This is a genomic window from Actinoalloteichus fjordicus (assembly GCF_001941625.1).
GTDB classification, from domain to species: Bacteria; Actinomycetota; Actinomycetes; order Mycobacteriales; family Pseudonocardiaceae; genus Actinoalloteichus_A; species Actinoalloteichus_A fjordicus.
In genome coordinates this window covers 1555622-1578004 of record NZ_CP016076.1, presented here as the reverse complement: position 1 = coordinate 1578004, position 22383 = coordinate 1555622, and the positions used below count along the sequence as shown (strand labels likewise).

Here is a 22383-nt window from a genome sequence, read left to right as displayed (position 1 = left end):
CCAGCCGACGTGCGCTGGTCAGCCGCCGGTGTAGAGCAGCCGGTTCGGCGTGCCCTCGCCCGCGTCCGTGATCACGTCGCTGGTGGTCCACGAGAGGGTCACGGCGGCGACCTCGCCCGGCGTCGCGTCCGGGTCGGCCTCCAGATAGAGCGCCACCGCGCCCGCGACGTGCGGCGAGGCCATCGAGGTTCCGTTGATCGTGTTGATCGCGTCATCGGCGCCGATCCACGCCGAGGTGATGTCCACGCCGGGGGCGAACAGGTCGACGCACTCGCCGAGGTTGGAGAAGCTCGCCCGGACGTCCGCGTCGTCGGAGGCGGCCACGGTCAGCGCGGTAGGCGTCCTCGCGGGCGAGGCGTTGCAGGCGTCCTCATTGTCGTTGCCCGCCGCGACCACGTAGGTGATGCCGCTGGCGATCGACTCGGCGACCGCCGCGTCCAGCGCCTCCGAGACGCCGCCGCCCAGGCTCATGTTCGCCACCGAGGGCGCCTCGGCGTTCGCGGTGACCCACTCGATGCCCTGGAGCACGCCCTCGATGGTGCCCGAGCCCCCGCAGTCGAGGACCCGCACGCCCTGAATGGCGACCTCCTTGGCGACGCCGTATTCGGTGCCGCCGATCGTGCCCGCCACATGGGTGCCGTGGCCGTTGCAGTCCGCCCCGTCCCGACCGTCGCCGATCGCGTCGAAGGCGGCGACGGCCCGGCCGTCGAACTCGACGTGCGTCGGCTGGACACCGGTGTCGATCACGTAGGCGTTCACCGAGAGGGCCGTGTTGCCATAGGTGTAGGACTGGTCGAGCGGCAGCTCCCGCTGATCGATCCGGTCGAGACCCCACGTGGGGTCGAGCTGGGTGTCGGTGAGGGAGACGGTCTGGTTCTGTTCGACGAAGGCGACGGCCGGATCGGCGGCGAGCAGGCGGGCGGCGACCTGGTCGAGCTCGACGGAGAAGCCGCGCACGGAGTGCTCGAAGGTGTGCCGCAGCTTCCCGCCGTAGACGGCGATCAGGGAGTCGACGGCGGTGCGCACCGATTCGGGCGCCAGCGTGTCGGGCAGCACCACCAGGTAGCTGCCTCGGATCGCCGTCGGGCTGGCCGCCGCGCGGATACCGCCCCGCTCCTCGTCGAGGCCGGTGCCCGACCCGCCTGCCTCGGCCGCTGCGCCCGTCCCGGTCGGGATCGCCGACGCCGACGTCGTCCCCCCGCCTCCAGTGTCCGGGGCCGCCGTGCCGACCGACGCCGTGCCGATCATCAGCCCGACCGTCACCGCGCTCACACAGGCGGCCCAGCGCCGCCGATCGTGGTGCACCATCTGTCGTCTCCTCCCGAGCTGATCAACACGTCACCTCCTGCGTACCGGCAGCCGATCGCGACCACCAGCAACATCACGCCATGGCGACGATCGATCACCCGCCCGTGGAAACCCCGCCGGGGAACCACTCCCGGGTGCGGCATCATCTGTCGGCATGGAGACGGTGAGTTCCCGGCAGGTGTACGCCAATCCGTGGATGACGGTCCGCGAGGATGCGATCCGGCGACAGGACGGCTCGGCGGGCACGTACGGCGTCGTGGACAAGCCGAACTACGCGTTGATCATCCCGGCGGACGGGGACCGGCTGCACCTGGTCGAGCAGTTCCGCTATCCGCTCGGCCTCCGACGCTGGGAGTTCCCGCAGGGCACGGCGCCGGACCGTGCAGTGGTGGAGCAGGCGGTGCTCGCCGAGCGGGAGCTGCGGGAGGAGACGGGGCTTCGCGCGGCCAGCATGGTGGAGATCGGCCTGCTCGACGTGGCGCCGGGCCACTCCAGTCAGCGCGGGCGGGTGTATCTCGCGACCGAGCTGACCGAGGGCGAGGCGCAGCGCGAGCACGAGGAACAGGACATGCGAGGCGGGTGGTTCACCCGGACGGAGTTCGAACAGATGATCGCCGAAGGGCTGATCACCGATGCGCAATCGATCGCGGCGTACGCGCTGCTGCTGCTGCACGACCGGCGGGCAGGCGTAATGCCCGCATCGAGCGACGGGCTGCCGGTGAGCCGCACCGATCGACCGGAGTGAGCCGTCCCGACAACCGGTCAGAACACGGCGGTCGGGCACGGCACGCCTGCGGCAGCAGGCCGCGACGCGGTAGCGGACGCCGGACGCCGGACGCCGGACGCCGGACGCCGGACGCCGGACGCCGGACGCCGGACGCCGGGAAGAGTGTGTTCTCCCCGGCATCCGATCGGTCCGTCGACCGTCGTCTGATCAGCTCTCGGCGAGCACCGACTGGAGGAACTTCTGGGTCCGCTCCTGCTTGGGCTCGTCGAAGATCTCGGCAGGCGGCGCCGCTTCGATGATCCGGCCCGCGTCGAACATCAGCACGCGGTTGGAGACGTCCCTGGCGAACTTCATCGCGTGCGTCACGCACAGCATGGTGATGTCGCTGGACCTGGCGACGTCACGCAGCACGTCCAGCACCTCGGCCGCCAGCTCCGGGTCCAGCGCCGAGGTGACCTCGTCCAGCAGCAGGATGTCCGGGTCCATCGCCAGCGCACGGGCGATGGCCACCCGCTGCTGCTGCCCGCCGGAGAGCTGCGAGGGGTAGGCGGAGACCTTGTCGCCCAGCCCCACCATGTCCAGCAGTTCCCTGGCCCGCTCCTCGGCCTCGTCCTTGGACTTGCCCAGGACGTGCACCGGAGCCTCGGTGACGTTGCGCAGCACCCGCATGTTCGGAAACAGGTTGTACTGCTGGAACACCATGGTGATCCGGCCGCGCACCTTGCGGATGTGCGCCTCGCTCGCCGGGGCGAGGCTGCCGTTGCGCTCCTCGTGGAAGAGGTAGTCCTCGCCGACCTTGATGGTGCCGCTGTCCGGCTTGAGCAGGGTCATCAACATCCGCAGGATCGTCGTCTTGCCCGATCCGCTCGGCCCGATCAGCGTGACCCGCTCGCCCGCTCCCACGGAGAACGAGAGGTCGTCGAGCACCACGTTCTTGCCGAAGCGCTTGCTGATGTCGTCGAACCGGATGAAGTCGGCCTGCTTCGGGCCCTTCTCGGCCACGGCGCTGGTCGCCTCGGTCATCGGCTTGCTCCCCTTCTCATTCTTTCCGCCGGTCACGCGGCTCGGACCTGACCGAATCGGCGTTCCAGGATCCTGGCGAGCCAGGACATCACGAGTGCGGTCACCAGGTAGAGGATTCCGGCCATGGTGATCGGCTCCGCGTAGAGGAACGTCTCGGAGCCGATCGCACGGGCCACGGTCAGCATCTCGACCACGGTGATGGCGACGAGCGTCGGCGTGTCCTTGAACATCGCGATCACGTAGTTGGCCAGCGCAGGCATCGCCCGAGGCAGGGCCTGCGGCAGGATCACGCTGGTCCAGGTCCGCCTGACCGGCAGGTTCAGTGCTCGCGCCGCCTCCCACTGGCCGACGGGCACGCCGTCGATGCCCGAGCGGTAGACCTCCGACACGTACGTGGCGTAGTGCACGCCGAGTCCGATCGCGGCGGTCGTCAGGGTGGAGAAGCTGATGCCCACCTCGGGCAGCACGTAGAACAGGAAGAAGAGCTGCACCAGCAACGGGGTGGAGCGGATGAACTCGATGACGATCGACGCGGGAACACTGATCCACAGCTTCGTGCTGCGTCGCAGCAGAGCGAACCCGAGGCCGAGGACGAGCGCGATCAGATACCCGAGCACCGTCGCCTGCAACGCCACGACGAGCCCGTCCAACAGGGCAGGGACCGAGTCCCAGAACACGTCCCAGTTCCATCCGGTCATGCCGAGGCCTCCGTCCTGCGGAAGATGCGGGCGATCATGCCGGGCGGAACCGTCCGGCCGAGCGATGCGGCGGCCCGTCGTTCCAGAAAGCGCATCAACACGGTGAAGATCAACGCGATGACCCCGTAGGCGACCAGCAGGCCGCCGAACACGCCTGCGGTGTTCTGCGTCGAGGCCCGGACGAGCTGCGCGCCGAAGGTCAGGTCGGAGAGGTAGACGATCGACACCAGCGCGCTGGCCTTGAGCAGTTCGATGAGGTTGTTGCTGAAGGCGGGGATCATCGCGACGATCGCCTGCGGCAGCACGACCTTGCGGGTCCGCTGCCACGGGGTGAAGTTCAGGGCCGTGGCGGCCTCGAGCTGGCTCTGCGGGATCGCGCGGATCGCACCGCGCACCACCTCAGCGCCGTAGGCGCCGATGTTCAGTGCCAGGGCGAGGACGCCTGCGAACAACGGTGCCAGCTGGTAGCCGAACCGAGGCATCACGAAGATCAGCCAGAACAACACGATCAGGGCCGACATCCCGCGGAAGGTCTCGGTGTAGAGGAAACCCAGCGCGCGGAGGAACTTCTTCCTGCTCACCCGAGCGAGCCCGGCGGCGAACGCGAAGACGAGGCCGAGCAGGGCACCGAAGACCGTGAGCTGGAGGGTGACCACCAGCCCCTCGATCATGTATTGCCAGAGTCCCGGAGACAACGGGGCAACTCCTTCCGGTCAGGCCAACGGTGCCTGGCACAGTTCTTCGGCGGTCAGGTCCGTCATCTCGTCCTCGGTGAAGCCGAAGGGCTCCACGATCGGCAGGAGCAGACCCTCGCTCTTGAGGGTCGCCAGCTCACTGTTGAAGGACTCGACGATGTTCGCCTCGCCCAGCCGGAAGCCGAACCCGCCCGCACCGTTCTGGTCGACGCCGTCGACCGTCGGAATGAAGGGCGGCTCGGACAGCTCCAGCCCGGAGTCGGGTCTGCCGCCCAACGCCGAGCGCAACGAGAGGGTGGAGAGAAGGAAGGCGTCGGCCCGCCCGGCGGCGACGCCGTCGATGCCGGAGACCTGATCGGGGAAGACCACGATCTGATCCGAGGGGACGCCCACGCCGGTGGCGACCGACTCCTCCACGCCGCCGACGATCACGCCGAGCACGACGTCGGGATTGGCCACGACGTCCTCCAGCGTGGTGAGGCCCAAGGGATTGCCCTCGGGGACCAGGAAGGCGTAAGGCGCGTTGTAGTCGGGGTTGGTGAACAAGATCTGTTCACAGCGGGCGGGCGTGATGTACATGCCTGCGGAGATGACGTCGAACAGCCCGGCGTTGAGGCCGGGAATCAGCGAACTGAAGTCGGCGAGCTTCGGAACGAAGCTGTCGACCCCGAGTCGACGGAAGATCTCCTTGCCGACCTCGGCGGCCTGACCGGTCAGGTCGCCCTCGGAATCGATGTAGGCGAAGGGCGTCTCGTTGGCGAATCCCATCCGGACGTTGCCGCGATCACGCAACTGATCGAGCAGATCGCCACCACCGCCCGCAGTGGAGAGGTCGATCGAGCTGCACCCGGCGACGCCGACGCCGAGCCCGACCGCCAGAAGGCCGCCGGTGGCACCTCGTATGAAGTTTCGTCGGGTGACGTTCGCAGCTAGCACGGAAGGCCGCTCCCCCACTCGGTGACAGGACGATGCGAGTCGTCACGCTGCGGCGACTCGGCGTGTCGAACGTAGGCGGGACACCTGGTGCGGTCAAAGGTAGGCGCTGACCGTAACGCGTGGCGTTATACGAACGAGATAGGAAGTGACGGCGGTCATTCGGCCATCGGATCAAGTCGCAAACTGTGGGTTACCAGCGATTTCACCCGTTTGCCTGACACGATCGCCACCACTGTGCTATATGGGTCACTATTAGGTCACGATCGGCCGCGCGCTCGCCCCCGTGTCGGACCTCACGATTTCGTCCGGCGCCCCGAGCAGTGTGCGAGGAAGGCCGTTCACCAGCCGTAAAGCAGTATTAACACGATCGGGAAAGATCGGCGGGAATGTCGACAACGCTGCGCCGTCGAGTGATTAACCGACTACTGCGTGTTCGCAACAAAAACGGACGTTCCGGACCGCGAGACCGCCTTTTCCCGGAAATGCGCGCGAACCGCCGAGCAGGCGTGGCTTCGGGCTCACCCGAGCGAGTGAGCGGCCAGGGATGATCGGGGACACCGGATTCGAGCCGTGCCGAACGGGACGCTCTGCGGCCGCAGCACCACGGCCGTCGACGCCTGCGCCGAAAAGGCAGACCGCCGCTCCGGAGGCGGAGAGCACGAGAGAGCGCACGACGCCCGGCCCCGCACGACGAAGGGGCCGGGCGTGGACGGGCGTGGGCGGGCAGCGCAGCAGCAGGCAGCGCCCCGGTCGGGTCGCTGCCGCTGACTTCGACGGCGCGAGCGGCTCCGCTCGGGCTCAGCGCTCCGGCGGGGCCGACACTCGTTCCACCGAGGCGCCCAGCGCGACGAGGTTCTCGACGAACCTCGGGTAGCCCCGGTCGATGTGGAAGACGTCCCAGACCTCGGTGACGCCGTCGGCGCACAGTCCGGCGAGCACCAGGCCTGCCCCGGCCCGGATGTCCGAGGCCCATACCGGAGCGCTGGAGAGGCGTTCGACGCCCCGCACGACCGCGTGATGGCCGTCGGTCCGCGCGTCTGCCCCGAGCCGGACCATCTCTTCGACGAACCGGAACCGGGCCTCGAAGACGTTCTCGGTGATCATCGAGGTGCCCTCGGAGACCGCAGACAACACGATGGCCATCGGCTGGAGGTCGGTGGGGAAGCCGGGATAGGGCAGCGTCACGAAGTCCACCGACTGCGGCCGGGTGGCCATGACCACCCGGAAGCCGTCGGTCCTGGTCGTCACCTCGGCGCCCGCCGTGCGCAGCTTGTCCAGCACCAGTTCGAGATGCTGCGGGTTCACCCCGTGCACGTCGACGTCACCGCAGGTGGCGACGGCGGCGATGGCCCAGGTCGCTCCCACGATGCGGTCGCCGATGACCCGGTGCTCGGTGGGCTGCAACGCACTGACGCCGTGCACGGTCAGCGTCGAGGTGCCCGCACCCTCGATCTTGGCGCCCATCTGCTGGAGCATCAGGCAGAGGTCGACGATGTCCGGTTCCCTGGCGGCGTTGTCGATCACCGTCGTCCCGTCGGCCAGCACCGCAGCCATCAGGATGTTCTCGGTGGCGCCCACGCTCGGGAAGTCCAGCCAGATCTGCGCCCCGTGCAGGCCCTCGGCCTCGGCCACCACACAACCGTGCTCGATCTCGCTGGTGGCGCCGAGCTGACGCAGGCCGTTCTGATGCATGTCGAGCGGGCGCGATCCGATCGCGTCCCCGCCCGGCAGCGCCACCACGGCACGCCTGCACCGCCCGACCAGCGGCCCCAGGACGCACACCGATGCCCGCAGCTTGCTCATCGACGCGAAGTCGGCTCGATGGCTCGGCTCGGCGGGGGTGGTGATGGACACCGTGTCGCCCTCGATGGACACCTCACAGCCCAGCCCCCGGAGCACATCCGCCATCAGGGGGACGTCCAGGATCTCGGGACAGTTGGTGATGGTCGTGGTGCCCTCGGCCAACAGCGCAGCCGCCATCAGCTTCAACACGCTGTTCTTGGCTCCGACGACGTCGACCCTGCCGACTAGCCGGGCACCGCCCCGGACCTGGAAGTGCTCGCTCACAGACAAGCAGGGTAGAGGTCGACTCCTCGCCGTCGCCCCACGGGTTCGCTAGGCTGCCCGCATGTCGGTGCACCTGACCAAGATCTACACGCGAACGGGCGATGGCGGTATGACTCGCCTGGGCGATGCCTCCCAGGTGCACAAGACCGACGTGCGGCTGGCCGCCTACGCCGACGTCGACGAGGCGAACTCCGCCATCGGCGTGGCGTTGGCGCTGGGCAGTCCGAGCGAGTCGGTGGTGGCGGTGCTCCGCCAGGTCCAGAACGACCTGTTCGACGTCGGAGCCGACCTCTGCGCGCCGATCGTGCCCGATCCGAAGTATCCCCCGCTGCGGATCACGCAGGCCTACATCGATCGGCTGGAGGGCTGGTGCGACGAGTTCAACGCGGACCTGCCCAAGCTCGACTCCTTCATCCTGCCCGGCGGCACCCCGGCGGCGGCCCTGCTGCACGTGGCCCGCACCGTGACCCGGCGGGCGGAGCGCACGACCTGGGCACTGCTCGCGAGTGATGCGGCCGAGCAGACCAACGCCCTCACCGCCAAGTACCTGAACCGCCTCTCGGACCTGCTGTTCATCCTCTGTCGGGTGGCCAACCCCGACGGCGACGTGAAGTGGAAGCCGGGCGGCGACCAGTAACGGCGACGCCGCGCCCATGCGATCCGCCTGCTGGTGGACCTCGGGCTGCCCGGCAGCGGCGATGCCCGTCCCCAGCGGCAGGCGCGTCGGCGCAGTGGTCTCGTTCGGTGTCGCATCGGTCGCCACCGGCCGTGCCCGACGAGCGTCCGACCACGAAAGCCGCAGCCGTCTCGGACCTGTCGGTCGGACGGGCAGCACAGCCGGCTCACCAGAGGCGGCTACGACGACGGCAGCCGTCCTCATCCAGTCCCGCGCGAGTCAGACGGTGTGTCGCTGGACTGCCTCTCGCCCGTGCCGTCGGCCCGGGGATGCGGCGGCACGGCGCGGGCAGGGGTCACGGCGAGGGCAAGGGTGCCGAGGCGACTGCTCGGCTGACCGGACTTCGGAGCGACTCGGTGACGGCACGCCCACGCCCGACGGCGCACGCGGCTGCGGCGTCAGGTGAGTGCACGGCCTGCCGGTGGTGAGTGTCGACCATGCAGGCGAAAAGGTGGATCACACCGGACGGCTGATTCGCGGCTTGCTGCCCGACATGATCGGAGACACGAGAACGGGGCCGTGGTCGGACACGTGCCGGGTCGCGGGAGTCGACACTCGGCATCAGGCGGCGGGAGAGGCCGCCATACCGGGGTGATGCACCGCAGGCCTCGGACCGAGGCGAGGCGGAAGGCGGCGAGTCTCAGCCGGGAGACGTCAAGAGCGGGACGCTGCTCGGCAGTCAGGAAGCCCAGGGGACGCTGTGGCCGGGCGGCGCCGACTCCAGCCAGGACAGGAATCCGGTCAACGCGTCCTGCGTCATGGCCAGTTCGATCTCGCGCTCGTTGCCCGCACACCGCAGCACCGTCGAGCCGACGGGCATCGCGTAGGCCTCCGGCGCGGAGGGCGCCCGGCGGCTGGAGATCTCCAGGCCGGTGCGCTGGACCACCTGGTCCGGGCCGGAGCGCAGGCTCAGAACCCGGAACCAGAGGAAGTCGTCACCGCGATAGTGGCCCACCCCGAGGTGCCAGCCCCGAGGGCTGTCCTCCAGGCGCGTCCGCAACGCCACGTCGATCCCGCCCGCGCGCCGCAGCAGTCTGATTCTGCGGAGCACGAGTAAGCCCAGTACCAGTGCGGCAGCGAACAGGCCCACTCCGACGGCCTCGACGACCCACACGGCTCGGCCCCCGTCCCCGTCGCGCTGGGCTCAGGCTGCCTGTCCGGCTGCCCGCAGCCTCGCCTTGGCTCGACCCCGGATGTCGGCGTCCTCGCTCTCCAGATCGGCGCGAGCCTGCTCCACGTTCACCTCGGCGGCCAGGTCGGCGTCCTCGGCGAGCACGCTCACCCCGTCGCCGGTGACCGACAGGAAGCCCCCGTGCACCGCGGCGCGGAGGACGTCGCCGGAGGTGGTGGTGATGCGGACCAGGCCGCCCTCGGCAAGCTGGGCCAGCAGCGGTTCGTGATTGGGCAGGATGCCGATCTCGCCCTCGATGGTCTGGGCCACGACGAAGCTCGCCGTACCCGACCAGAGACGACGCTCTACCGCGACAAGCTGGACGGACATCTCTGCCACACGCATCTCCTTCGTCGGCTGCCTCCCCGCAGTCTAGACAACGGACTTCCAACCTTCTCCCCCCTCCCGGTGTCTCTACCTGTGACGTTCACTGAACGAACGAGGGAGTGATGAGTGAGACGACCCGAGGCGGAGTTCGAGGACTTCGTCAGGAGCAGATCGACCGCCCTGTTACGCACGGCATACCTGCTGTGCGGCGGTGACCGGGGCGCCGCCGAGGACCTCCTCCAGGACGTGTTGGAACGCATGTTTGTGCGCTGGTCACGGGTCACGGGCTCGCCGGAGGCCTACGCCAGGGCGGCTCTGGCCAACACCGCCGCCAACCGCTGGCGGCGGCTGTCCCGACGGGTCGCGGAGGTGCCCCTGTCGGAACGCGCCGATGAGGACGAGCACGCCGGGGCCGACGAGACGGTGTCCGACCGAGACGCGGTCTTGCAGGCGCTGCGGGAGCTGCCGCCGAGGATGCGTGCGGTGATCGTCCTGCGGTATTTCGAGGACCTCACCGAGGCCGAGACGGCCCGTGCGCTGGGCTGCGCGGTCGGAACGGTGAAGAGCCAGACCTCGCTCGGGTTGACGAGGCTGCGGCGGGTCTACGCCGAGAACGACCGGGAAGAGAACGACCCGCACGAGAACGACGCGGAATCACTGCGAGCGACACCGTTGAGGGGGGCATTCCGATGACCGAACCGACCAGGCTCACCGAACGGCTGGAGGAGATCGTCTCGGACGTCGAGGCCGACCCGAGCCTCGCGCACCGGGTGCTCTCTCGTGGCAGAGAACGCAGGAGGAAGCGACGGACCATCTTCGGCGCGGCGACGGCCCTCACGGTGGTGCTGGCGGCGGGCACGGCCCTGACGGGCTGGCTGCGCGAGCAAGAGGACGGTGCCGACCCGGTCATTCCCGCCCAGGGGAGGTTCGGCGAACCATCGCCGGTGCTCACCGAACGGCTGACCGGCGAGCCCCGAGGCGATCTCGCCGAGGATGCGGCATTCCTCGCCGAGGCGGAGGCGCTCTGGCGGGAGCAGGCAGCGGACGCGATCACCTGGCTCCGGTACCCCGACGGGCTCGTGCTGACCGGTGAGCCGAACGTCCATGCCGCCTTCGAGACCCCGGCGGGGCCGGTCGCCGTCATCACGCAGGCCATCACGAGAAACGACGTGGAGGCGATCAGCGGCGTGGTGGGGCCGGATGCCCAGGGCCGGACACGAGTGCTCAGCGCCAACCCGGACGGCGGGCGACTCCTGTCGAATTTCGTCGGGCCAGACTCGCGAGTACTCGTCGTCGTCGATGCCGACTGGGGACATGTCTCGCTGTCGGAACACATCGACATCGACCCCGCCACCGGCCTGCCCTCCCGCCACTGGCGGGAGGTCCCGCTCGACGATCACATCGGGATCGCGGAGCTGGACTCACCGAGCCCTCCAGAAGGTCTTGATCTGTCCCCGACGCCGGAGGGCAGCATGTTCGACGGCGGGCCCGCAGGCAGGGCCGTCCAACCCATGTTTCCCGAGGGCCGTCGTGGCGACCACGATGAGCCGATAGGTCACCAGACCACGTATCCCGGCCCGCTGCTCGCGGGCACCTCATCCGACGAGGACGGTCGCCCGCAGGCGATTATCGAGGTCGGCCAGATCGCCGATCGATCCCTGATCAGGAATCCGAGTAGGCGCCTCTTCGGTGCACTCACCGAGGCTGGCGTGATCGCCCCCCTAACTTCTAGCTTTTCCGAACTGGCCGCATTGGCGCTGCCCGACGGGCGAACTGCGCTGATCACCAACGTGAGCTATGGCCCCACCGCACCGCACCTCTACGCCGTGATCGTCGATGGAGCGGAGCACGAAGTCGTCTACGGCGGCCCGATCGACGTCGAGTCGCCGCTGCCGGTCGCCCTGCGGTTGCCCGATGACCAGGGCTGGGCGGTGTTCGACCATGAGTCGGAGCTGCGCTACCGCGACAGCCCCGACGCCGAGTGGCGGGACGCCCGGGCCGAACAGGGTGCGGCGCTGCTGCCGCCCACCGCCGTCCAGGTCGAGGTACGCGACGCCGACGGCGGCAGCGTGGTCGTCGATCTCGACGACTGACGCATCCGCCGGGCATCACCGACAGAACGAACGGGCCGGACCCCCATTGGGAGTCCGGCCCGTCTCGCGTGCTGTGCGGCTTACTTGGAGAGCTCCTGGTGCCTGCGCTCCAGGTCCTCCAGACCACCGATGGAGAGGAAGGCCTGCTCCGGAACGTGGTCGTACTCGCCCTTGGCGATCTTGTCGAAGGCCTCGATGGTGTCCTTCGTGTCGACGAAGGACCCCTCCTGGCCGGTGAACTTCTGCGCCACGAAGAAGTTCTGCGACAGGAACCGCTCGATGCGCCGCGCCCGGTTCACCGTCAGGCGGTCTTCCTCGGACAGCTCGTCGAGACCGAGGATCGCGATGATGTCCTGCAGCTCCTTGTTCTTCTGCAGAATCCGCTTGACCTCCTGGGCCACCCGGTAGTGCTCGTCGCCGACCACCGAAGGGTCCAGAATCCGCGAGGAGGACGTCAGAGGGTCGACCGCCGGGTAGATGCCCTTCTGCGAGATCGGCCGGGACAGCTCCGTGGTCGCGTCCAGGTGGGCGAAGGTCGTCGCCGGGGCCGGGTCGGTGTAGTCGTCCGCGGGCACGTAGATCGCCTGCATCGAGGTGATCGAGCGACCCCGCGTCGAGGTGATCCGCTCCTGGAGTTCACCCATCTCGTCGGCCAGCGTCGGCTGGTAACCCACGGCCGAGGGCATCCGGCCCAGCAGGGTGGACACCTCCGAACCCGCCTGGGTGAACCGGAAGATGTTGTCGATGAACAGCAGCACGTCCTGGTTCTGGACGTCCCGGAAGTACTCGGCCATGGTCAGCGCGGACAGCGCGACCCGCATACGCGTGCCGGGCGGCTCGTCCATCTGACCGAACACCAGCGCGGTGTCCGGGAGAACGCCCATCTCCTCCATCTCGAGGAAGAGGTCGGTGCCCTCACGGGTCCGCTCGCCGACGCCTGCGAACACCGAGGTGCCGCCGAAGTTGCGGGCGATACGGGTGATCATCTCCTGGATGAGCACCGTCTTGCCGACACCGGCACCGCCGAACAGGCCGATCTTACCGCCCTTGACGTACGGGGTCAGCAGGTCGATCACCTTCACGCCGGTGACCAGCACCTCGGTCTTGCCCTCGAGCTGGTCGAATGCCGGGGGCTTGCGGTGAATGCCCCAGCGCTCGACGTCGTCGGCGTGGCCGGGCTTGTCCAGGCACTCGCCGAGCGCGTTGAACACGTGACCCTTGACCGCGTCGCCGACCGGCACCGAGATGGCCGCGCCGGTGTCGCGCACCGGAGCGCCTCGGACCAGACCGTCGGCCTGCTGCATCGAGATCGTGCGAACCATGTTGTCGCCGAGGTGCTGTGCGACCTCGAGCGTCACGGTCTTCTTCATCTGCTCGAAGGTGATCTCCACCTTCAGAGCGTTGAACAGGGCGGGCACCTCGCCACGGGGGAACTCGACGTCGACGACCGGGCCGATCACCCGGACGACGCGACCGGTGCCAACAGCGGTAGCAGCCGTCATCTCACTCATCACTTCCTGCCGCGGCGAGCGCGTCAACGCCACCGACGATCTCGCTGATCTCCTGGGTGATCTGGGCCTGGCGGGCCTGGTTGGCCTGCGTCGACAACGCTGTGATCAGCTCGTTGGCGTTGTCGGTCGCCGCCTTCATCGCCGTCCGGCGTGATGCCGACTCCGATGCCGCCGCCTCCAGCATCGCGGCGAACAGCCGCGTGTTGATGTACTTCGGCAGCAGCGCGTCCATCAGCGTCTCGGCATCCGGCTCGAACTCGTACGAGGGAGGCGGGGCGGTCGAGGTCTCGCCCTCCTCGACGTACTCGACCTCCAGCGGCGCCAGCCGGTGGGCCACCGGCCGCTGGGTGAGCATCGACCGGAACTCGGTGTAGACGATGTGCAGCTCGTCCACGCCGAGGACGCCGTCGGAGCCCGCCGAGTCGTCCTCGTCGTCCGCGCCTGCCAAGAATGCCTCGACCAGCGTGTTGCCGACCTTGGCCGCGTCCGTGTACTCGGGACGCTCGGAGAAGCCGGTCCACGAGTCGGCGACCTCACGGCCCCGGAAGCTGAAGTACTTCAGCCCCTTGCGGCCGACCACGTAGAGCACCGGGGTCTTGCCCTGTTCCCGGAGCAGAGACTGCAGCTCCTCCGCCGCCCGGATCACGTTGGCGTTGTACCCGCCGCACAGACCCCGATCGCTGGTGACCACCAGCACGCCCGCGCGCTTGGGCTGCTTGCGCTCGACCAGCATCGGGTGGTCGAGCGTCGCGGCCCCCGCGAGGGCGGACAACACGCTGGTGATCTCGTCGGAGTAGGGACGGGCCGCCTGGACTCTCGCCTGGGCCTTGCTGATCCGTGAAGTGGCGATCAGCTCCTGCGCCTTGGTGATCTTCCTCATCGCCTGCGTCGAGCGAATCCGCTGACGCAGCTCACGTATCTGGGCAGCCATCCGTCACCACGTCACTTCTTGGCCGGAGCCGGTCGGTGAACCTTCACGGACTCCTGACCGACGTTCTCGGCTTCCATCGCCTCGGCCTCGGCCTCGCGCACCACGACCGACGAGCCGTCGGAGGCGGTGAACTGCTCCTTGAACTCGTTGATCGCCGCCGTGAGCCGCTCCTCGTTGTCCGAGGAGAGCTTCTTGGTCTCGACGATCTCGCCCAGGATGCCCTCGTGCTTGCGACGGAGGAAGTCGTGCAGCTCCGACTCGAAGCGACGCACGTCCGCGATCGGCACCGAGTCCAGGTAACCCTTGGTACCCGCGTAGATCGAGACGATCTGCTCCGCCACCGGCACCGGGGAGTAGGCGTCCTGCCGCAGCAGCTCCATGAGGCGGGAGCCTCGGTCGAGCTGTGCCTTGGAGGAGGCGTCCAGGTCGGAGGCGAAGGCCGAGAACGCCTCCAGCTCGCGGAACTGCGACAGGTCGATCCGCAGCGTTCCGACGACCGTCTTCATCGCCTTGGTCTGCGCGGCGCCGCCGACTCGGGAGACCGAGACACCCACGTTGATGGCGGGACGCTGACCGGCGTTGAACAGGTCGGACTCGAGGAAGACCTGACCGTCGGTGATGGAGATGACGTTGGTCGGGATGTAGGCCGACACGTCGTTGGCCTTGGTCTCGATGATCGGCAGACCGGTCATCGAGCCTGCGCCGAGCTCGTCGGAGAGCTTCGCGCACCGCTCCAGCAGCCGCGAGTGCAGGTAGAACACGTCACCGGGGTAGGCCTCACGGCCCGGCGGGCGACGCAGCAGCAGCGAGATGGCGCGGTAGGCCTCCGCCTGCTTGGTCAGGTCGTCGAACACGATCAGGACGTGCTTGCCCTGGTACATCCAGTGCTGGCCGAGGGCCGAGCCGACGTACGGGGCGATCCACTTGAAGCCCGCCGAGTCCGATGCCGGGGCGGCGACGATGGTGGTGTACTCTAGCGCGCCCGCCTCCTCCAGCGCGGCCTTGACGCCCGCGATGGTGGAGCCCTTCTGCCCGATCGCGACGTAGATGCAGCGCACCTGCTGCGTCGGGTCGCCGGTCGCCCAGTTGGCCTTCTGGTTGATGATCGTGTCGACGCAGACCGTGGTCTTGCCGGTCTTACGGTCGCCGATGATCAACTGTCGCTGGCCACGACCGATCGGGGTGATCGCGTCGATGGCCTTGATACCGGTCTGCATCGGCTCGCCGACCGGCTGCCGCTGCACGACCGAGGCGGCCTGCAGCTCCAGCGGGCGGGTGGTCTCGGCGACGATCTCGCCGAGTCCGTCGATGGGCGCACCCAGCGGGTCGATCACCCGGCCGAGGAAGTTGTCGCCCACGGGCACGGACAGCACCTGTCCGGTCCGCTTGACCTCCTGGCCTTCCTCGATGGTGTCGTAGTCACCGAGGATGACCGCGCCGATCTCCCTGGCCTCCAGGTTCAGCGCCACGCCGAGCACGCCGCCGGGGAACTCCAGCAGCTCGTTGGTCATCGCCGAGGGCAGGCCCTCGACATGGGCGATGCCATCGCTGGTGTCGACGACGACGCCGACCTCTTCCCGGTTGACCTCCGGGGAGTAGCTGGAGACGTACTTCTCGATCGCACTGCGGATCTCGTCCGACGAGATCGTCAGCTCCGCCATGTCGTTCCTGCTCTCGCTTCGTTCTCAGGCATTGTCGGGTTTGCGGTGGGTCGTGATCGAGGCGTCGTGGTCAGCCCGCGAGCCGACGACCGAGCGCGGCCAGCCGCCCTGCGGCGGTGCCGTCGATCACCTCGTCGCCGACTCGGATCAGCAGTCCACCGCCCACCGTCGGGTCCACCTCCAGGTGCAAAGCCACCTGACGTGCATAGATTCGGCTCAGCGTCGCGATCAGCCTGGTCTGCTGCGCCTCGGTGAGGGGCACGGCAGTCCGTACGTGGGCGACCGAGCGCTCTCGCCGGGCGGCAGCCGCACCGGCGAGCTCGTCGATCTCCTCGACCACGTCACCGCCGCGCAGGCGGTGCAACAGGTCTTCCACCAGCGCCAGGGTCACCGACTCGACCTTGTCGGCCAGCAGACCGCGCACCAGCGCGGTCTTGCCGCCGACGTTCCCAGCCGGATCGGCGAGCAGCTGTTCGAGATCGGACCTGCTCGCCACGATGCGACCGAGCCGGAACAGCTCGTCCTCCACCGCGTCGAGGCGTCCGTTCTTCTCCGCGCTGATCAGCAACGCGGTCCGGCCGAGCAGCACGATGCCGTGGACCAGCTCACGCGGGCTGGACCAGCGAGCGCCGACCGCAGCGGCCAGCACCGCGAACGACCGCTCGCCGACCTTCTCGCCGAGCACTGCCCGGATGAGGCCCTCGCGGGTGGCGGACTCGGCGGAGGCGTCCGCCACGGCCCGCCGCAGTCCGGCCTCGCGGCCGAGCAGGCGAGCCACCGCGCTCAGGTCCTCGCCCAGCCCGGCCGCCGCCTCGGCGGTCGCGCCGTCGAGTTCGGCGAACAGCCGTCGCTCGGCTTCGGCGAAGGCGTCTCGACTCGCGGCGTTGAGTATGGTCACCGCAATCTCACCGTCCTCATCTCTGGCTGGCCCGTGCGCTGTTCACGGCATTCGTTCACGACTTGGCCGGCGCCGACACGGAGTCCAGCTCGTCGAGGAACCGGTCCACGGTCCCCCGCTGCCGGGCCTCGTCCTCCAGGGACTCGCCGACCACTCGTCCGGCCAGGTCGACCGCGATGCGCCCCAGATCGCCCCGGAGCTCCGTGACGATCTGCGCCCGCTGCGCGTCGAGCTGAAGCTGACCCTGCGCGAGGATGCGCGCGGACTCCTCCTGAGCACGCTGCCGCATCTCCTCGACGATCTGCTCGCCCTCGGCCCGAGCGTCGTCCCGAATCCGGGCCGCCTCGGAACGCGCCTCGGCGAGCTGGGCCTTGTACTGCTCCAGCAGCTCCGCGGCCTCGGCCTGCGCGGCCTCCGCCTTGGCGATGCCGCCTTCGATCTTCGCCGAACGCTCGTCGAGCAGGGCGCCGAAGCGGGGCATCACGAACTTCCAGAAGAGGAAGGCGATGATGACGAAGCAGACCAGGGACCAGATGATGTCGTACGAGGCAGGCAGGAGCGGGTTCTGTGCCTCCGCCAACACTGCGTCAATAGCCACGTTGGTCACCTAACTCGTTGAGTGTCGGCTCAGCCGAGGCCGCCGAAGAGGATGCCCGCGACCAGGCCGAGCAGGCCGAGCAGCTCGACGAAGGCGATACCGAGGATCATGGTGGTACGCAGCTGGCCCGCGATCTCGGGCTGACGGGCCATGCTCTCGACGGTCTTCCCGACCAGGATGCCGATACCGAGGGCCGGGCCGAGCGTCGCGAGGCCGTAGCCGATGGTCGCGATGTTTCCGGTGATGCCGGCCTGACCTTCGGTCGTCTGGGCGAGGATGTCGACCGACTGCGCGAGGATGTCCACTTTCCTGTCTTCCCTTTCCTTTGGCCCCTCGACAGTCCTGCCGAGAGGTCGTTCCTGACTCCGCTCTGACGCTGCCCGCTCTTAGTGCTCGGCGTGCTGCGAGAGATCGATGTAGACCGCGGCGAGCAGAGTGAAGATGTAGGCCTGCAGGACGGCGACCATGATCTCAAAGAGGGTGAATGCGAAACCCATGGTCAGGGTGAGCAGGCCAGCAGGCGCGATCAAGGCGGAGCCCGCCTCGAAGAACAAAAAATGGGTGGCTGAGAAGAACAGCACCAGGATGATGTGACCGGCGAGCATGTTCGCCAGGAGTCGCACCGTGAGCGAGAACGGCCGGACCACGAAGGCCGAGGCGAACTCGATCGGGATCATGATCGGCGCCATCCACCCGGGGACCCCCGGCGGCATCACGGTGTTCTTCAGGAACGCTCCGCCGCCCTGGGCCTTGATGCCCGCGACGATGAAGACCACCCAGACGAAGAGGGCCATCACCAGTGGGAAGCCGATGAGACTGGTGGCGCCGATGTTGAGGAACGGGATGACTCCGGTGATGTTCATCCCGACGATGCCGAAGAACAAGATCATCAGCACCGGAAGGAACCGGCGTCCCTGGACCTTGCCGAGGATCTCCTCGGCGATCTGCAACCGGACGAAGTCCAGGCACCACTCGGCGAAGTTCTGCAGGCCACGCGGCACCAGCCTGGTGCGACGCAGCGCGAAGATGAAGAACAACGACAACGCCAGCACCACGAGCAGGCGGATCAGCATGATGCGGTTGATCTCGAAGATGGTGCCTTCGAACAGGACCGCAGCGGGGTAGAACTCCTCCAGGCCCGGCGCGTGGAACTCGGGCGCTCCGCCTGCGGCCAGCGTGGCGGCCAACACTTGCGCGTTCAGTGTGGTCTCCCTGGTCGGAGCCGGCTGTCGATCCAGCCCGGCCGAAACGGACGTCGATGATGGGGCACACCGGGGCCATGCTCAAGCAGAGTTACGAAGTGTCGGCCTGGAGCGTGTCCACAGTGAACCTGCGTGATCCGGACATCGCGGCTGCGATACGGACGTAGGTGACAGACCGAACAGGTGCCCTCACCCATTTGGGGAGAATGTCCGTTCGATCTCATCCTGAGGCGAACACTACCAATCGCCGGTCAGAACCTCGAACACCAGGGTCATCACGCTCACCTAACCTCCGTGGTCAGGCGCTCCTGTCACCCATTGGCGAGACGCCGGTCACATCCATTTCGTCACCTTCGGTGGCCTTTGCGGCACTCGATGGGTTCGGATCGACATACAGGGTCTTCGCTCGGAGCAACGCCCGCGTCTGCACGGCGAGGATGCCGACCACCGTCACCACGAGGACGGCGAACAGCACGCCCCGCGAGTAGAAGTCCTGGTCACGGATCAGGAAGAGCACCACGAAGAGGACCACCATCTTGCCGCCCCAGGAACCGAGGACGGCGGCGGCCATGGCCACCGGGGAGGCATTGGCGGTCGCGAGGGTGGCCACCAGCGTGACCAGCAGGAAGCCTGCGGCTATCGCGACACCCAGCACCGCGCCCCAGACACCCGACAGGTCGGCGACCAACCAGCCGATGCCCACTGCGGGCAGGGCGAGGATCAGCGCCGCGAACGAGGCCTGCCGCAGGGCCGAGCGCAGCGCTTCCGTCGTGGAGACAGCGGTCACCGGGGACTCCTCTTTCGTGCGGTCATTCACCCATTGTGCCCAATACGCCCACCGGCCCACACCACCGGCGGCCGGGAGCGGCCCGGCTTCGGCATCACCCGCCCGACGCCGACGACGTGGCGGGCGCTCGGGAATGGCGGATTCCGGTCGTCGTCACTGAACACGCCCTTCGGCGGCGAGTCGGCGCTGACCAGCGCCGACTCCATCAACCTTGCGTCGGGCCGCCGCGCGGCTGCCTGTGTCGAGGGGACGACTCCGACGACGTGACTCGCCCGCCGAGTCCGGCGCGGAGTGGAACATTCGGCGAACTCTTGTCGAACATCGACTCGCCCGCGTCACCCGCCGGAGCATCACACGGGCGTCGACCGACGGCCGGGCGGATAGGCAGCCGAGCGGTTCTCGGACGGCCGCCTGCGCCCGAACGAGACCCGGTGCGGTGCGCCGTCGACCGGGCTACCCGCAGGTGCACCGGCCGGGATTCCCGCGACCAGGCGTGGCCCGACCGGCCGCCGCCGGATCGGGCCCGATCCCCGCCTGGGCGCGTCCCGGCCGGACGCGCCACACGCCTCGCTCAGCTCGGCTGAGCCCGATCCCGACGCCGAGCCCGCAGCCTCGGGATCGCCGAGGTGATGACCACGATGATCAGCGCCGCGCCCATGCCCCAGCCGACCACGACGGGTTCGAACAGGGTCAACGCCACGGCGCCGAAGGCCAGCACGCCTGCCCACAAGTAGATGAGCAGCACCGCGCGCCGCTGCGAGTGACCGATCTCCAGCAGCCGATGATGCAGGTGCATCTTGTCGGCGCTGAACGGACTCTGGCCGCGTCGAGTCCGCCGGACCACGGCCATGATGAGGTCGAGCATCGGCAGGAAGAGCACCGCCGCCACCACCACCAGCGGCGAGAGCAGCGCCAGCGCGTCGGAGCCGCCGTACCGGGAGTAGTCGATCCGTCCCGAGGCCGTCGTGCTGGCCGCCACCAGCATCAGGCCGATCAGCATCGACCCGGAGTCGCCCATGAACAGCTTCGCGGGCTGGAAGTTGTAGGGCAGGAACCCGAGACACCCGCCCGCCAGCGTCGCGGCGATCAACGCGGGCGGATAGGCCACGACATCCTCGAGCAGGGTCATCGAGAAGGCCCAGATCGCCAGGGCGGAGATCAGGCCGATCCCCGCCGCGAGCCCGTCGAGGCCGTCGACGAAGTTCATCGCGTTGATCATCGCCACCGCGAGCAGGACGGTCAGGACGCCGCCCTGGTTGTCGCTGAGCGAGAGCAGCGATCCGACGCCGCCGTCGACCCCGCCCCAGGGCACCCAGAAGAAGAACCACTGGACACCGTAGAGCACCAGAATCCCCGCCGCGGTGACCTGGCCTGCGAGTTTCGTCAGCGAGTCGAGTTCGAAACGGTCGTCGAGTCCGCCGATCATCACGATCACCGCACCCGCGACGATCACCGCGATGATGTCGTTGGAGTACTCGAACGCTCGGCTGAGCACCGGCAGCCGGAAGGCGAGCAGCATCCCGGCGAGAACGCCGATGAAGATGGCGATCCCGCCCATCCTCGGCATCGGCTTGACGTGCACGTCACGTTGCCGAGGATGGGCGACCGCGCCGACCTTGATGGCGAAGAGCCGGATCACCCCGGTGATCAGGAAGGTCACCGCCGCCGCCGTCAGGCAGACCAGCAGGTATTCCCGAACAGGCAGTCCCACTGGGACGAAAGCGGACGGAACGCCCACGGAACTTCCTTGTCAGCTCAGGCGGGGCGCGGGTAGGCGGGGTGGGCGGCGACGAGTTCACCGACGGCGGAGGCGACCTCGGCCAGCTCGGCGTCTCCCGCCTGCGTGCCGGGCTCGGCCCGCATCGCGCGGGCGATCAGCGAGCCGATCTGGGCCATGTCGGCCTCGACCATGCCCTGGGTGGTGACCGACGGGGAGCCGACCCGGATGCCGGAGGCGGTCATCGGCTTCTCGGGGTCGTACGGAATGGCGTTCTTGTTCAGGGTGATGTTCGCGGCGTCGGCCCGCTGTTCGGCCTGGGCGCCGGTCACGCCGAGCCCTCGGAGGTCGATCAGGGCCAGGTGGGTGTCGGTGCCGCCGGAGACGGCCCGCATGCCCTCGGCCTCCAACGACTTGGCCAGCGCGCCCGCGTTGGTGACGACCTGCGCGGCGTAGGCCTCGAACTCCGGGGTGGCCGCCTCCTTGAGCGCCACCGCCTTGCCTGCGATGGAGTGCATCAGCGGCCCGCCCTGGTTGAACGGGAAGATGGCCTTGTCGATGGCCTTCGCGTGCTCCTCGCGGCTGAGGATCATGCCGCCGCGCGGTCCCCGCAGGACCTTGTGCGTGCTGAAGGTGACGACGTCGGCGTAGGGCACGGGCGACGGGATCGCCTTGCCTGCCACCAGTCCGATGAAGTGCGCCGCGTCGACCATCAGGATGGCGCCGACCTCGTCGGCGATCTCCCGGAACGCGGCGAAGTCGATCAGCCGGGCGTACGCGGTGGCGCCCGCGATGATGATCTTCGGCTGATGCTCCCTCGCCAGGTCGCGGACCTGGTCGTAGTCGATCAGCTCGGTGTCCTTGCGGACGCTGTAGGAGACCGGGTTGAACCACTTGCCCGAGAAGTTGACCTTCGAGCCGTGCGTCAGGTGCCCGCCCTGCTTGAGGTCCATCGCGAGGATGGTGTCGCCCGGCTTGGCGAAGGCCGCGTAGGCGGCGATGTTCGCGCTGGCACCGGAGTGCGGCTGCATGTTGACGTGCTCGGCGCCGAAGAGCTCCTTCGCGCGCTCGATGCCGATCAGCTCGGCCTTGTCGACCTCCGCGCAGCCGCCGTAGTAACGACGACCGGGGTAGCCCTCCGCGTACTTGTTCGACAGTGTCGAACCCAGTGCGGCCAGCACGGCCGGACTGGTCAGGTTCTCACTGGCGATGAGCTGGAGGCCGCCGCGCAGCCGGCCCAACTCACCCAGGACGACGTCGGCGATCTCCGGATCGGATGACTGGAGGGCACCGAAGTCCGGGCCCCAGAACGGCGTGCTCACTTCTGCTTGCTCCTCGCGCCTGGCTCAACGACGTG

The 22383-nt window shown here is 68.6% G+C and carries 22 protein-coding genes; 4 read left to right on the top strand and 18 right to left on the bottom strand.

Translation table 11 applies throughout. The annotated features are described in order from the left end of the window. Positions 1-18: 18 nt before the first annotated feature. Positions 19-1308, bottom strand: coding sequence for a S8 family peptidase (locus UA74_RS07240; RefSeq protein WP_232237663.1), 1290 nt, complete (start codon positions 1306-1308; stop codon positions 19-21). A gap of 154 nt (positions 1309-1462) precedes the next feature. Between UA74_RS07240 and UA74_RS07235 the strand changes: the two genes are divergently transcribed. Then, positions 1463-2053, top strand: a complete 591-nt coding sequence (locus tag UA74_RS07235) for an NUDIX domain-containing protein (RefSeq protein ID WP_083682996.1) — start codon at positions 1463-1465, stop codon at positions 2051-2053. 189 nt (positions 2054-2242) lie between these two features. Here the strand turns inward: UA74_RS07235 and ehuA are convergent, their stop codons facing one another. The 5 genes from ehuA to murA form a co-directional block, all read right to left on the bottom strand. Beyond that, entirely contained in the window at positions 2243-3058 is an 816-nt protein-coding gene (gene ehuA / locus UA74_RS07230) for an ectoine/hydroxyectoine ABC transporter ATP-binding protein EhuA (protein ID WP_075743510.1), read from the bottom strand. A 32-nt stretch (positions 3059-3090) separates the two neighbouring features. Beyond that, positions 3091-3756 carry an ectoine/hydroxyectoine ABC transporter permease subunit EhuD gene (gene ehuD, locus UA74_RS07225; protein WP_075739587.1) on the bottom strand — a complete coding sequence of 222 codons (666 nt, stop codon included), beginning with the start codon at positions 3754-3756 and terminating at the stop codon, positions 3091-3093. Further along, entirely contained in the window at positions 3753-4451 is a 699-nt protein-coding gene (gene ehuC / locus UA74_RS07220) for an ectoine/hydroxyectoine ABC transporter permease subunit EhuC (protein WP_198042950.1), read from the bottom strand. The genes ehuD and ehuC overlap by 4 nt, the downstream gene beginning before the upstream one ends. An 18-nt stretch (positions 4452-4469) precedes the next feature. Further along, positions 4470-5387: an ectoine/hydroxyectoine ABC transporter substrate-binding protein EhuB gene (gene ehuB / locus UA74_RS07215; RefSeq protein WP_075743509.1), complete on the bottom strand. Its 918-nt coding sequence runs from the start codon at positions 5385-5387 to the stop codon at positions 4470-4472. Positions 5388-6185: 798 nt separating this feature from the next. Then, entirely contained in the window at positions 6186-7454 is a 1269-nt protein-coding gene (gene murA, locus UA74_RS07210) for a UDP-N-acetylglucosamine 1-carboxyvinyltransferase (protein ID WP_075739585.1), read from the bottom strand. A 61-nt stretch (positions 7455-7515) separates the two neighbouring features. Between murA and UA74_RS07205 the strand changes: the two genes are divergently transcribed. Then, positions 7516-8091, top strand: coding sequence for a cob(I)yrinic acid a,c-diamide adenosyltransferase (locus tag UA74_RS07205; protein ID WP_075739584.1), 576 nt, complete (start codon positions 7516-7518; stop codon positions 8089-8091). Between the two features lie 718 nt (positions 8092-8809). On the opposite strand, the gene UA74_RS07195 is transcribed toward UA74_RS07205, so the two are convergent. Both UA74_RS07195 and UA74_RS07190 read right to left on the bottom strand, forming a co-directional pair. Next, complete coding sequence (locus UA74_RS07195) at positions 8810-9244, bottom strand: DUF2550 domain-containing protein (protein WP_232237662.1); 435 nt, start codon at positions 9242-9244, stop codon at positions 8810-8812. Between the two features lie 30 nt (positions 9245-9274). Continuing rightward, entirely contained in the window at positions 9275-9640 is a 366-nt protein-coding gene (locus UA74_RS07190; protein ID WP_075766007.1) for a F0F1 ATP synthase subunit epsilon, read from the bottom strand. Positions 9641-9754: 114 nt separating this feature from the next. Here UA74_RS07190 and UA74_RS07185 point away from each other — a divergent pair, with 114 nt between their 5' ends. Continuing rightward, on the top strand, positions 9755-10321 hold the full coding sequence (locus UA74_RS07185) for a SigE family RNA polymerase sigma factor (RefSeq protein ID WP_075739582.1): 567 nt from the start codon (positions 9755-9757) through the stop codon (positions 10319-10321). Further along, positions 10318-11721: a hypothetical protein gene (locus UA74_RS07180; RefSeq protein ID WP_075764071.1), complete on the top strand. Its 1404-nt coding sequence runs from the start codon at positions 10318-10320 to the stop codon at positions 11719-11721. The genes UA74_RS07185 and UA74_RS07180 overlap by 4 nt, the downstream gene beginning before the upstream one ends. Positions 11722-11801: 80 nt before the next feature. On the opposite strand, the gene atpD is transcribed toward UA74_RS07180, so the two are convergent. The 10 genes from atpD to UA74_RS07130 all read right to left on the bottom strand — a co-directional run bounded on the left by atpD (position 11802) and on the right by UA74_RS07130 (position 22348). Further along, the gene (gene atpD, locus UA74_RS07175) at positions 11802-13223 is read right to left on the bottom strand and encodes a F0F1 ATP synthase subunit beta (RefSeq protein ID WP_075739580.1); all 1422 of its coding nucleotides are present in this window, start codon (positions 13221-13223) and stop codon (positions 11802-11804) included. Between the two features lies 1 nt (position 13224). Then, positions 13225-14163 carry a F0F1 ATP synthase subunit gamma gene (locus UA74_RS07170; protein WP_075739579.1) on the bottom strand — a complete coding sequence of 313 codons (939 nt, stop codon included), beginning with the start codon at positions 14161-14163 and terminating at the stop codon, positions 13225-13227. Positions 14164-14174: 11 nt separating this feature from the next. Further along, the gene (gene atpA / locus UA74_RS07165) at positions 14175-15824 is read right to left on the bottom strand and encodes a F0F1 ATP synthase subunit alpha (protein WP_075739578.1); all 1650 of its coding nucleotides are present in this window, start codon (positions 15822-15824) and stop codon (positions 14175-14177) included. Between the two features lie 70 nt (positions 15825-15894). After that, on the bottom strand, positions 15895-16722 hold the full coding sequence (locus tag UA74_RS07160) for a F0F1 ATP synthase subunit delta (protein ID WP_075739577.1): 828 nt from the start codon (positions 16720-16722) through the stop codon (positions 15895-15897). A 55-nt stretch (positions 16723-16777) separates the two neighbouring features. Beyond that, a complete protein-coding gene (locus UA74_RS07155) occupies positions 16778-17320 on the bottom strand; it encodes a F0F1 ATP synthase subunit B (RefSeq protein WP_232237661.1) in 543 nt (180 codons plus the stop codon). Between the two features lie 29 nt (positions 17321-17349). After that, positions 17350-17625 carry an ATP synthase F0 subunit C gene (gene atpE, locus UA74_RS07150; protein ID WP_245856601.1) on the bottom strand — a complete coding sequence of 92 codons (276 nt, stop codon included), beginning with the start codon at positions 17623-17625 and terminating at the stop codon, positions 17350-17352. A gap of 81 nt (positions 17626-17706) precedes the next feature. Further along, a complete protein-coding gene (gene atpB / locus UA74_RS07145; RefSeq protein ID WP_083682994.1) occupies positions 17707-18510 on the bottom strand; it encodes a F0F1 ATP synthase subunit A in 804 nt (267 codons plus the stop codon). A gap of 310 nt (positions 18511-18820) precedes the next feature. After that, positions 18821-19309, bottom strand: a complete 489-nt coding sequence (locus UA74_RS07140; RefSeq protein WP_075739574.1) for a hypothetical protein — start codon at positions 19307-19309, stop codon at positions 18821-18823. Positions 19310-19880: 571 nt separating this feature from the next. After that, positions 19881-21047 (bottom strand): glycosyltransferase family 4 protein, encoded by a 1167-nt coding sequence (locus UA74_RS07135; protein WP_075739573.1) that lies wholly within the window; start codon positions 21045-21047, stop codon positions 19881-19883. 17 nt (positions 21048-21064) lie between these two features. Beyond that, positions 21065-22348, bottom strand: coding sequence for a serine hydroxymethyltransferase (locus UA74_RS07130; protein WP_075764069.1), 1284 nt, complete (start codon positions 22346-22348; stop codon positions 21065-21067). Positions 22349-22383 lie beyond the last annotated feature (35 nt).

Coding starts and splice junctions, on each gene's coding strand:
- UA74_RS07240 (WP_232237663.1), bottom strand. CDS start 1,308: ATGGTGCACCACGATCGGCGGCGCTGGGCCGCCTGTGTGAGCGCGGTG.
- UA74_RS07235 (WP_083682996.1), top strand. CDS start 1,463: ATGGAGACGGTGAGTTCCCGGCAGGTGTACGCCAATCCGTGGATGACG.
- ehuA (WP_075743510.1), bottom strand. CDS start 3,058: ATGACCGAGGCGACCAGCGCCGTGGCCGAGAAGGGCCCGAAGCAGGCC.
- ehuD (WP_075739587.1), bottom strand. CDS start 3,756: ATGACCGGATGGAACTGGGACGTGTTCTGGGACTCGGTCCCTGCCCTG.
- UA74_RS07205 (WP_075739584.1), top strand. CDS start 7,516: ATGTCGGTGCACCTGACCAAGATCTACACGCGAACGGGCGATGGCGGT.
- UA74_RS07180 (WP_075764071.1), top strand. CDS start 10,318: ATGACCGAACCGACCAGGCTCACCGAACGGCTGGAGGAGATCGTCTCG.
- atpD (WP_075739580.1), bottom strand. CDS start 13,223: ATGACGGCTGCTACCGCTGTTGGCACCGGTCGCGTCGTCCGGGTGATC.
- UA74_RS07170 (WP_075739579.1), bottom strand. CDS start 14,163: ATGGCTGCCCAGATACGTGAGCTGCGTCAGCGGATTCGCTCGACGCAG.
- atpA (WP_075739578.1), bottom strand. CDS start 15,824: ATGGCGGAGCTGACGATCTCGTCGGACGAGATCCGCAGTGCGATCGAG.